Annotated in this window: 10 protein-coding genes and 1 pseudogene; 4 read left to right on the top strand and 7 right to left on the bottom strand. The window is 34.8% G+C overall.

The features are described from left to right. Positions 1-103: 103 nt before the first annotated feature. Together K5S59_RS27170 and rraA are read right to left on the bottom strand one after the other, a co-directional pair. A complete protein-coding gene (locus K5S59_RS27170; RefSeq protein WP_220784101.1) occupies positions 104-1,831 on the bottom strand; it encodes a DUF4430 domain-containing protein in 1,728 nt (575 codons plus the stop codon). Positions 1,832-2,169: 338 nt separating this feature from the next. Continuing rightward, entirely contained in the window at positions 2,170-2,649 is a 480-nt protein-coding gene (rraA, locus tag K5S59_RS27165) for a ribonuclease E activity regulator RraA (RefSeq protein ID WP_098872635.1), read from the bottom strand. A 199-nt stretch (positions 2,650-2,848) separates the two neighbouring features. Between rraA and K5S59_RS27160 the strand changes: the two genes are divergently transcribed. Next, a complete protein-coding gene (locus tag K5S59_RS27160) occupies positions 2,849-4,279 on the top strand; it encodes a YfcC family protein (RefSeq protein ID WP_097843091.1) in 1,431 nt (476 codons plus the stop codon). A 101-nt stretch (positions 4,280-4,380) separates the two neighbouring features. Here the strand turns inward: K5S59_RS27160 and K5S59_RS27155 are convergent, their stop codons facing one another. From K5S59_RS27155 to K5S59_RS27145, 3 genes are all read right to left on the bottom strand, one after another. Next, on the bottom strand, positions 4,381-4,839 hold the full coding sequence (locus tag K5S59_RS27155) for a DUF2262 domain-containing protein (protein WP_212982149.1): 459 nt from the start codon (positions 4,837-4,839) through the stop codon (positions 4,381-4,383). A 128-nt stretch (positions 4,840-4,967) separates the two neighbouring features. Continuing rightward, positions 4,968-6,188, bottom strand: coding sequence for an MFS transporter (locus K5S59_RS27150; RefSeq protein ID WP_174718029.1), 1,221 nt, complete (start codon positions 6,186-6,188; stop codon positions 4,968-4,970). Positions 6,189-6,236: 48 nt separating this feature from the next. Beyond that, a complete protein-coding gene (locus K5S59_RS27145) occupies positions 6,237-6,812 on the bottom strand; it encodes a TetR/AcrR family transcriptional regulator (RefSeq protein WP_061679193.1) in 576 nt (191 codons plus the stop codon). Between the two features lie 216 nt (positions 6,813-7,028). On the opposite strand from K5S59_RS27145, the gene K5S59_RS27140 reads away from it, so the two are divergent. The 3 genes from K5S59_RS27140 to K5S59_RS27130 all read left to right on the top strand — a co-directional run bounded on the left by K5S59_RS27140 (position 7,029) and on the right by K5S59_RS27130 (position 8,666). Further along, positions 7,029-7,172, top strand: coding sequence for a hypothetical protein (locus K5S59_RS27140; RefSeq protein WP_016129923.1), 144 nt, complete (start codon positions 7,029-7,031; stop codon positions 7,170-7,172). A gap of 65 nt (positions 7,173-7,237) precedes the next feature. Further along, complete coding sequence (locus K5S59_RS27135; protein ID WP_120450543.1) at positions 7,238-7,996, top strand: MerR family transcriptional regulator; 759 nt, start codon at positions 7,238-7,240, stop codon at positions 7,994-7,996. A gap of 13 nt (positions 7,997-8,009) precedes the next feature. Then, positions 8,010-8,666, top strand: a complete 657-nt coding sequence (locus K5S59_RS27130; RefSeq protein ID WP_120450544.1) for a GAP family protein — start codon at positions 8,010-8,012, stop codon at positions 8,664-8,666. 269 nt (positions 8,667-8,935) lie between these two features. Here the strand turns inward: K5S59_RS27130 and K5S59_RS27125 are convergent, their stop codons facing one another. Both K5S59_RS27125 and K5S59_RS27120 read right to left on the bottom strand, forming a co-directional pair. Beyond that, entirely contained in the window at positions 8,936-9,952 is a 1,017-nt protein-coding gene (locus K5S59_RS27125) for an alpha/beta hydrolase family protein (RefSeq protein ID WP_120450546.1), read from the bottom strand. 13 nt (positions 9,953-9,965) lie between these two features. Continuing rightward, a pseudogene (locus K5S59_RS27120) lies at positions 9,966-10,538 on the bottom strand (transcriptional regulator); the annotation flags it as partial.

Here is a 10,538-nt window from a genome sequence, read left to right as displayed (position 1 = left end):
ATCTCCCCCTAACTTCCTCGCACTCGCTAACTTTTGAGTTGGGGGTCTTACTGCCCGTTAATGCGGGATAAAATTAGGAGCAAATGATTGATCCTAATTTTTGTTAAGCTGCTTTACGTCTCCATAATACATATGCAGCAGCGATACATAATACACCCATACCTACTTCTGTAGCTGCACTATGAGAAGATGTTCCTGTTTTTGGTAACGTGCTACCGTTTCCGGATTTTTTATTTTTAACCGGTTCATTATCGACAACAACTTTTAGAGTGTCATCTTTCGTTTCTTGTTGTACTTGTTTTTGTTCTTGTGGTTGTTCAGTAACTTCTTTTTCTACTACAACATTTTCTGAATCCACATTTGGTTTCTTATCGATTTCAGGAACAGATACATTTGACCAGTCATAAATCGATTTTCCAAGGTCTTTAAACTGAAGTAAAGCTAAGAATGCTTGTTCTGTAGCCATTCCGCTACCGTTTTGATCACTTGGTAACCATTTGAATTCACCATTTGGAAGTTGGTATGACAGTAGATTTTGCATTGCCTTATGTAGACGATTTTGATCTACATCTTTCACAAGAGATAATCCAATAATTGCTTGTGCAACACTATTAGAATTTTCTTGTCCATCAGCAGAAAAACCACCATTTTCTAACTGTTCTTTATATAAGTAAGCAACAGCTTTTCCTACAGCTGGCTTCACATCTGGTCGATCTTGATAAGGAGCTAATGCTGATAAAACCATACCTGTTACATCAACGCTACTAGCACTGTCTTTACTGCTTGCACTATCGTAAGTCCAGCCGCCATCTGTATGTTGCGCGTTTAAAAGAGCATCTACTAAAGCAACTCGATTCCATTTTGAATTCACTGGAACTTCATATTTCTTCGTATCAAATGCAAGTAAAGCAAATGTATAACCTGTAACAGAATTCACTTTATCTGATTCGTACAATTTTTGAACTAAATTATGTTCGCCAACCTTTGTAGGATCTGCTTGCATTGCATTCATCATAATAATCGTTCTAGCTAAATCTGTCGCTGAAAAACGGTTAATGCGCTTTTCTACTTTTTCAGTTACTGACTTAACATAATTTAATTTCACCTCAATTGGAACATTCTTTTCAGAACGAGAAAGGCCTAAAGCTACCCAATCACTTTCAATTCCATCTTGTAACATCTTTTCAGACGTCTTAGAGATTGCTTCATTTACTTGTGCTGCTGGAATTTGAATGTTCTCTTGCTTTGGTTGCTCTGGTTTTTCTTGTTTTGGATCATCTGTTTTTGGTTCTTCTGGTTTTTCTTGTTTTGGATCATCCGTTTTTGGTTCTTCTGGTTTTTCTTGTTTTGGATCATCTGTCTTTGGTTCTTCTACAGTTTTACAAGTACCAAATTTATCTAATGTTTGCTGCAATGTTTCCTGGTTCATATTGCTCCAGTCTGCAACAAAACGAAAGACAACAACGTCTCCAGCATTTAATTTATAACTATCTGCTCCAACTTCTGCAGATTTATCATTTACATCATACAACCAGCCGCTTGTGTCCCCAGCCATTAAACCGTCAATGCCCTTTACATACGTTCCAAAAGACATCGTCTCTGCTGTTACTTTGTCCCCCATGACTTTTTGCAACAAACTTAAAGCTGTTTCCCCATCTGCAATTTGCTCTTCTTTCGGACACAACATAATACCCTTTTGTGATTCCCCAATAATTGCAAGTTTTGCTGTATTTCCTTCAGCAAACGTAATATGTACTGTATTCGCAAAAGAAACAAATACGAGTGTAACTGCCATTAACGACGTAAGCAGCCATTTTTTCAACATTGCCATCCCAAAATTTCCTCCCTTACTACTATTTACACAAAAAAAGGCCCTTCAAGGGCGTGCAATTGACACTCTTTTTTTGTAAGTGTCGAACAAACTGTGCAACACCTCCGCCCCGCATCATTCGCGGCTATATTTGTATAGGAAAAATAATTTTGTTTATGAACGTATCATTGTGATAACATTCACTTTTCTAGGCACTACTTACTTCCATTTCAGTTATCGTAAAACGATAAACCTATACATTCTGTTAATTTTAAATTTCTGTATTATTTTACTATTGACAAAGAATTTTGTCCATGCTTTATCGGATTTATTTTCTAAGAATAGTAACTTACTAGCCTTTAACGATGCAAACTCTTTTCACTAATAATGACGCCATCTTCATCCGCATACACATATTCATCCGGCTTCCATTCTACTTGTCCAAATTGCAATGAAATATTCTTCTCGCCTTTTCCTTCTTTTACACTTCTATTTGGCATCGTCCCTAACGCTAAAATACCAATATTAATATTCTTTAGTTCACTAGAATCACGAACATATCCATTCACAATAATCCCTGTCAGCTTTCTTTCCTCCGCAATAGCTGCCAAATTATCACCAAGTAACGCACAATTCGTAGACGCGCCGCCATCAACAACTAATACCGTTCCTTCTGGCAATGTTTGCAATCCTTCCTTCACTAGTACATTATCATCCTTCACTTTTACCGTTGCAATTTTCCCGTAAAACTGTTCCTTCTTCCCAAACGACCGAAAAGACTGGCGACATATTTGTAATTCCTTTTCAAACTCATCACATAGATCCGTAGTTTTCCACATCCTCTTCCCTCTTTTCCTTATTCTTTCTATATAACATATTCTTTGATTCTTTTCGTTTCCCTGTCTAATGTTGCAAGAATTTGTATGTACAGGAAAAGGATAGAAAACTATTGCCTTAAGAAGCCACCTTTATTATAATCTATTTCACAGATAAATTTCAGAATATTAAAAATTAACCAAGTGAAAAAGGAGGGATTTTATGCAATTACATACCGAGGTAAAAAAGCAGCCGAGCAAACGAAAATTTAAAATGCCTGACGCGTACGTACTACTATTTTTTATTGCCTTACTTTGTGCCATTGCTACATATTTCGTTCCTGCTGGAGAGTTTAAAAGAGTTACAAACGGTACTGTTACAACGACAATACCAGGAAGTTATCATTCTGTTCCACAATCGCCGGTAGGATTTGTTTCTTTTTTTACCGCTATTGAAAAAGGAATGACACTTGCTGCTCCGATCATCTTTTTAATTTTATTTACAGGTGGAGCCATTGCCATTCTTGAAAAAACAGGTGCTCTTGACGGTTTAATCTATCATGTAATTAACAAATTTCGTAATCAACAATTACTTTTCATTTGTATTGTCGCTGCACTCTTTTCTATTCTCGGAACGACTGGTATTATCGTAAACTCAGTTATCGGCTTTATCCCCATTGGCATTATCGTTGCGCGCACATTAAAATGGGACGCTATCGTCGGCGTAGCAATTATTTATTTAGGCACTTATGCTGGTTTTAATGCTACTATATTATCTCCCTCACCTTTAGGCATTTCACAAAAAATCGCAGAACTACCGATGTTTTCAGGGATTGGTTTACGTACGGCAATTTATATCTCTTTTTTAATTGCTACCATTCTTTATATTAATTGGTATGTAAAACGTTTAAAAAAATCGAATAAAGGAAGCATACTCGGAGATAACTGGTTTCCAAGTAATGCTCTTTCAAGTGAGAAAGAAATAGAGAAAACTGAAGTTCCTTGGACAATACGTCACAAATTAATTTTACTCGTTTCAGCTTTATCATTAATTGTATTTTTAATAGGCGCTTTCCGTCTACATTGGACAGACGCCGAAATGACCGCTACTTTTATTTTCATAGCAATTACAGCTGGAATAATAGGTGGCATGAAAGCGAACGATATTGCTTCTACTTTTTTAGCTGGCTGCCAAAATCTCATATACGGTGCTTTAATCGTCGGAATGGCTCGTTGTATTTCAGTCATTTTAGAACAAGGCAAATTACTTGATACAATTGTTAATCAACTCGCACAGTCTCTCGAAGGACATAGCCCTGTATTTGGCGTTCTCGGTATGTATGTAAGTAGTGCAGCATTACATTTCCTCATTTCATCCGGGACAGGAGAATCTGTTATTTTCATTCCGATATTAGCTCCATTAGCCGATTTCATGCACATTACACGCCAAGTCACAGTACAGGCTGTTATGCTTGGAGAAGGTGTAGTGAACTGCCTCAATCCAACTTCCGGTGTTTTAATGGGAGTACTCGCAGCGAGCGGCATTTCTTACGGAAAATGGATTCGATTTATGGCTCCACTTGCATTCATTTGGTTTATCATTGGACTTATTTTTCTTATTATTGGCGTGAATATTGAGTGGGGGCCGTATTAAAACTATGTAACTCTCTTCCCTATGATTTCACCGTTATCTTATAATAATGACAAAAAGGATTGATTATAGTAATCAATCCTTTTCACTTTCATCTCTCAAAACTAAATCTCTGCAGCTAATAAATTGTACTCACTGTCAAAAGAAGCATGGATTCGATGGCCACCAAATAAATCTCCGTCATTATATTCGCAATATATATCATTTTCTCTAATTACAATGTCCATTAGAGTAATAGATTGCTCAAATGTTTCTTTCGTCATATCATATTCTCCTGCATCTACAGCATCCCAATCTAAATGTTCATCATTCTCATCATATTCAGGCCAAAAATCATTTTTATACTCTATTAATTCTTTCGCTATAGCGGCCTTAGCTTTTTTATCAAATTCTTCTAAACATACATAAAGCTTTTCTGCTCTTTTCATCATTTCATGTACATGTACAAGCTCTTTTCCAATATTCAATTCCCAATGTACTTTTCCTTCGTTTTGCTCATATGTATGAAAAGTTTCATTAAAGATAAACATTCCAATTAATTCACTTTTTATTGATTTTTCCATGATTTCATTTCCTTTCTATCTGTGAAAGAGTAACTTTAATTGGCTTGATGAGCATGTGATGATCCCCATGCCCATCAAAGATATCCCAAAATTGAATTTTAACCTTGACTTTTTAGAGACATAAATAGTCAAGATATGAACTCACTTTTAGTTTTCGATAATTTTTTTGTATTATCTTTTATGAAATGAACGAATAAGGCGATTAAAGGAAAAGCTGCTCCGATGAATAAAGTTACTTCACAATTAAATTTATAGTACGTATAACTTCCAATCCATGAACCAAAGGCTCCTCCCAAAAAGAAAATAGTCATATATAATCCATTTAGTCTATTTCTTATCTCCGAATTCAAACTAAAGATAACTTTTTGACCTAATAATAAATTTCCTGCTACACCAATATCGATGCTAATGCCTGAAATAAGTATTAAAATCACACTAAACAATGAATGATCTTGAACAAAAAATAGGAGTATGACAGATAATAGTACGAGCGCCATTGATACATTCGTCATTGTAAAAATATAACCTTTATCTGCTATTTTACCAATAGTAGGAGTTAATAAAGCTCCAGCTATTGCAACAAACCCAAACAATGCAATTTCATTATTTGAGTACTGCAATGACTCTGACCTTAATAAAATGGGAATAACTGTCCAATACAGGCTAAATGTTGCGAATAAGCATGCGTGATAAAAAGCTCTTTGTTGTAGCGGAGAAGTATGTATGAGTAGTTTTACCATAGAAGTTATTAAATTTGGATATCGCATGTTACTAGTCGATATCACTTCATAGTTGGGTAAAAATTTTATAATTAATAGTAAGACAACAACTAAGACTATTAGTGAAAAAAGAAATACCATTCTCCAGCCAAACCAGTCAGCTATTCCGATAGATAATGGGCGAGCAATCATAATCCCAATCAATAAACCACTCATTACTTTCCCCACATATTTCCCCGTCTCTTCAATAGGCACAATCCTCATTGTTAACGGAACTAACATTTGAGCCGCGCAGGCTCCAATACCAATTATAATTGTTAATAGTAAAAAAAGAATTCCATTTGTCGAAATTAGCGTACCAATTAAGGAAAGAATAGTTAGCCCAATAAGAATTCCTATTATTTTCTTACTTTTAAATAAATCTGCCATTGGTACGATAAAAAACAACCCCAATCCATACCCAATTTGCGTCAAAGTAGTGAGCAATCCAGATAAATCAGAAGAGATATTCAAATCCTTTGCAATGAATTGTACAATTGGCTGTGCATAATAAATATTTGCAGCAAGTGAGCCACAACTAATCGCTAAAATAAATATTAGAAAATTTGTCTTGTTATTCAACTTTACCATTCCTTTCTTTTTTGGAACGTTCATTCCAAAACGTTTAAAAAAGAAAGACTATAGGTCTGCAATAGTCTTATCTACTAAACGATAGGCTAAATTTTTTTCTTTTTTATATTTAGACATTATATTCAAGCTATGGTTTAAACTTAATAAAGAATATGCAACTAATTCAGTATCAGCCTCTTGTGAAATTTCTCCTCTCCTTTTTCCTTCTTCGATAACTTGCTTAAATATTTTTTCAAGTTCATTAAAATCATTTATGAGTATTTCTTCTATGGCAGGATCAATTTGTCCAATAAGCAAAGAAGAATTAGTTATAATACAGCCTTCTGGAATTTCATCTGAATAGCATTTTTCAATATGTTGATAAAAAAAGGATGTAAGTGATGCTTTTGTGTTTATACCGCTAAAAAGTAAATTTCTCTTTTGAGAGCCATAGTTTTTATAATGTTCCAAAACTAGTTTAAATAGTGCATCCTTATCTCCAAAACTATCGTAGAGAGTAGAGCGACTTATGCCCATCGTTTCAATAAGATCTGATATATATGTAGCATCATAACCTTTCTCCCAGAATAAATGCATCGCTTTATTTAAAGCATGTTCTTTGTTAAAACGAATCTTTCTACCCAATTAACAACACCCCCTATTATATAATTTAGTATAAATATTCCGGAACGATAAGTCCATAAAAATATTTCGAAACTTAGCCTTCAGTTAAAGAGTTATATAAATTTATTAATAAAACTCAAAAACACTTGAAGTTGACGTTGGGTCATTTTATATACTGTTAAGTAGCTACTATTTAGCAATTTCATAAAAGAAATTAGAAAAATAGGAGGTTTTCAGATGAAACAAGGCGATATTATTATTTATGGATGCGTCATTATAGGTGCAGGGATCGGACTGACATTGGATCATGCATTTCCTGGTGTATTAATTGGATTAGGATCAGGTTACTTACTTAAAAATCTTTTTAGTAAAGAAGAATAGATGTGGCATGAAGAAAATAATCGTTAACGATAAAATCTTAACGTTCAGAAAGGTAGGTTTATTAGTTGATACACATTAATAAAGTTGGAGAATTGACAGGCGTTACAGTAAGGACACTGCGTTATTACGATAAAATCGGATTATTAAAACCAGCATCAAAAACAGAAGGTGGCCATCGTTTATATACAAATGAAGAAATAAAAAAACTACAGCAAGTTCAATTTTTAAAAAAGGTTGGATTTCCGTTACAAGAGATTAAAAATATGCTCGACTTCAATGAGTGGAATTGGTCGGATAGTTTACAGAGTCAATTATCTTATGTCATAAAAGAGCAGGAACATTTAAAGAAAATAGAATTATCCTTACGGGAATTGATAAATGGAATTGCGATAGAAGGAGAAGAAAGCTGGATTGCGATTCAGAAGATTATGCAATTATCCAGCAAAGATAAAGATATACAACAGTATTATCGTGAATCTGTATTTAAAGAAAAAGAAATGAAGCTATTGGAAAAGGTTCCTAAAATGGCAAGTGACTGTTCTGATTCCCTTGAATGGATTGCTCTCATCGGCCAGTTAAAGCGTTATATGAAGGACGGTCCAAAAGCAACAAAAGTTCAAAATATCATAAGAAGAATGGAGGAAAAACGCTTAGAAGAATTTGAAGGTGAGGATGAATTTCTAAATAAGCTTTGGGAGATAAGGATGTCTCCCAAACAATCAGAGAAACTTAGTTTATATCCAATTGATCAAGATGTGCTTCAGTTTATGAACGAGGCATATGCCATTTTTATGACTGAAAAAAATAATCCTGAGCCGAAATAAGGGGGAAAGCACGATGGGTACAGAACACCTTCTCCTAATAGGCGGATTAGCTATATTGGACACGCTAAGCCCTACTACAATAGGAGTAACAATATATCTACTTTTAACAGATAAAGAGCGTCTCACGAAACGTTTATTCGTTTATTTATTGACGGTAGCTGGATGTTATTTTGTTGTTGGAGTTTCACTCATGCTAGGATTAGATTTTTTGTTTGAGATTATTTCTGGCGTATTTCAAAACCAAATCGTAAGCTGGACGTTCTTTATTATTGGAGCCCTATTATTCATCGCAAGCTTTTATATTCCACCAAAGAAAAGTTCAAAGCTCCCTTCACCAAAATCAAATAGCATCCTTTCAATAATTGCGTTCGGATTCACTACTACATTAATTGAAGTGGGAACTGCATTTCCTTATTTTGCAGCAATCGGCATATTAACTACTTCTAATCTATCATGGATAGAATGGTCTTCTATTTTAGCTGGATACAACTTTATCATGGTATTGCCCTCTCTCTTGCTGTTTCTCCTCTATCTCCTATTTGGTCGATGGATGCAAAAATCTCTCGAGAGGCTTCGAATGAAAATCGCTAATCATTCAGGATCAGCTCTGTCATGGATTATGTGTATAGTTGGCTTCCTCCTAATATTAAATAGCCTGGATTATTTATAGGGGGTTATATAATTGTTCTAACTTTACTTTGAGCCTACACCTATATTGATTTAGATAAAAGTTTTGAAGCGGAATATGAATTTATACTTCGAACCTTATATAAACACCCCTATACAGAATTTAGTAGTATATTGAATTGATTAAGAGGATTTACTATAGCAATCTAATAACAAAAGCTTATTATCTTACTATAGAATGTACGGTCAGGGAGATATGCTTGAAACTACTAAAGAACTTATACCTATTATTAATCTAAACCAATCCGTCTTTTACAGACAGTTACTCTCCTTTCCATCTCCCTCATATTCACTTAATGTTGATGCAGGGATCTTATGCGAGATAAAACGCGCACTTATCCAATTCACAATTATTTCTTCCAACATCGGATGAAGTGGTTTTCCCGCCCCTTCTCTATAGTTCTTTTGAAGCTCTAATACTTTAAATTCCCCTTCAAAACGTTTCAAACTATGATCCATATTTTTTATTACATGTACTTCTGAATCAACTTTTACATAATCACCAATTCTTTTCGCTTTTTCAGGATCAGCCTGAATATCTTTATCACCAGCAATTGCTAGTACCGGACATGTTACTTGTTGTAAATCTTTATAAATGTCATGCTGGAAATGCTCTCTAAACCATTTTGCGTTCATCGGTTTAAAACCAATTTTAACAATATCTTTTTTTGAGTTTATCATTTTCTTTGTTGCTTTTTGCGCCTGCTTTTCTCCTCGTTTCTCAATATTGAGAAGACGCATTAACTTTCCTTTTATTCCCTTTTGCTCTTTTAACTCCTTATAAATAATCTCTCTTTGTCTTTTCGTAGCTTCTTCTAACGATTCCGCAGCTCCTGTAAGAAGTATGAGTCCATTAACTGGTGTTCTTGCGTTTACTACAGTTGCTAACATACACCCTTCACTATGACCAACTAAAATGATATTTTCCGGATCAACAAATGGCTGTTCTTTTACATACGTAATCATAGCCTCTATGTCATTAACTAAATCCCACATTCCAGTCTTCTGAAATTCCCCTTCACTCTTTCCTACCCCGCGCTTATCAAAGCGGAGCGTTACTACTCCAAGCCTCGCTATTACATGTGCTAAATCTTTGTAAATATTCGACGCAAGCTTTAACGGTACAATCATTCCATCACGATCAATCTCTCCAGATCCAGCGATAATGACAACAGCAGCATACTTCCCGTCAGCTTTCGGTTTAGTAATCGTACCTTGCAAAGTAAATTCACTATTTATCGCTACTTCATATTCGTCAAAGGTCATCATATTTGTCCTCCCTCTAATCTGTTATATCCAATTTAAACTTCAAACTCGCTATTATATTTTTGTACTCTCTTACATCTTTCATCGATGCGAAAATGGGGTTTTCTGCAATACTTTGTAACATGCTTCGCTTTATAATGTCCTCATTTCTAACCGTTTTAGCGCCAAGCGGAAATTCTGCAAACCATTCATCAATCGCATCAAAATAGGAATCGCCGTGTAAATGCAGACTATTTACTGTGAAACTAGCTGCACAAACTGTTGCGTATTTCTGCAACATTTCTAATGCTCTTTCAAAATTCCCTTGCATGCAATATACTTGTGCAGCAGCATAGTATACTTTTAAAGTCATATTGGGATGTAATGTTTCTATTTCATATATATCTATTAACATGAAAGCTCTATTTAAAATTAACTCTACCTTTTCAGCGTTTGAAGCATTTACTACTACATAATTCGGTATTGTCGCAACGAGTTGTACTAAATGTTGGTACATACTAATTTGCATAATTTCATTCGCCTTTTCAGCATTTCCAAGCATTTGATACGCTTGTGCGATTAATTCTTCCTCTGGAACGTTAGGACGTAT

The sequence above is a fragment of the Bacillus sp. BML-BC051 genome (assembly GCF_019656175.1).
Taxonomy (GTDB): domain Bacteria; phylum Bacillota; class Bacilli; order Bacillales; family Bacillaceae_G; genus Bacillus_A; species Bacillus_A mobilis.
Note: the sequence above shows the minus strand (reverse complement) of the source record. Positions and strands in the feature narration are given on the sequence as shown.

Excerpts from the sequence above, each read along its gene's own strand:
- K5S59_RS27125 (WP_120450546.1), bottom strand. The coding sequence starts at position 9,952 with ATGATGACCTTTGACGAATATGAAGTAGCGATAAATAGTGAATTTACT.
- K5S59_RS27130 (WP_120450544.1), top strand. The coding sequence starts at position 8,010 with ATGGGTACAGAACACCTTCTCCTAATAGGCGGATTAGCTATATTGGAC.
- K5S59_RS27150 (WP_174718029.1), bottom strand. The coding sequence starts at position 6,188 with ATGGTAAAGTTGAATAACAAGACAAATTTTCTAATATTTATTTTAGCG.
- K5S59_RS27155 (WP_212982149.1), bottom strand. The coding sequence starts at position 4,839 with ATGGAAAAATCAATAAAAAGTGAATTAATTGGAATGTTTATCTTTAAT.
- K5S59_RS27140 (WP_016129923.1), top strand. The coding sequence starts at position 7,029 with ATGAAACAAGGCGATATTATTATTTATGGATGCGTCATTATAGGTGCA.
- K5S59_RS27170 (WP_220784101.1), bottom strand. The coding sequence starts at position 1,831 with ATGGCAATGTTGAAAAAATGGCTGCTTACGTCGTTAATGGCAGTTACA.
- K5S59_RS27160 (WP_097843091.1), top strand. The coding sequence starts at position 2,849 with ATGCAATTACATACCGAGGTAAAAAAGCAGCCGAGCAAACGAAAATTT.
- rraA (WP_098872635.1), bottom strand. The coding sequence starts at position 2,649 with ATGTGGAAAACTACGGATCTATGTGATGAGTTTGAAAAGGAATTACAA.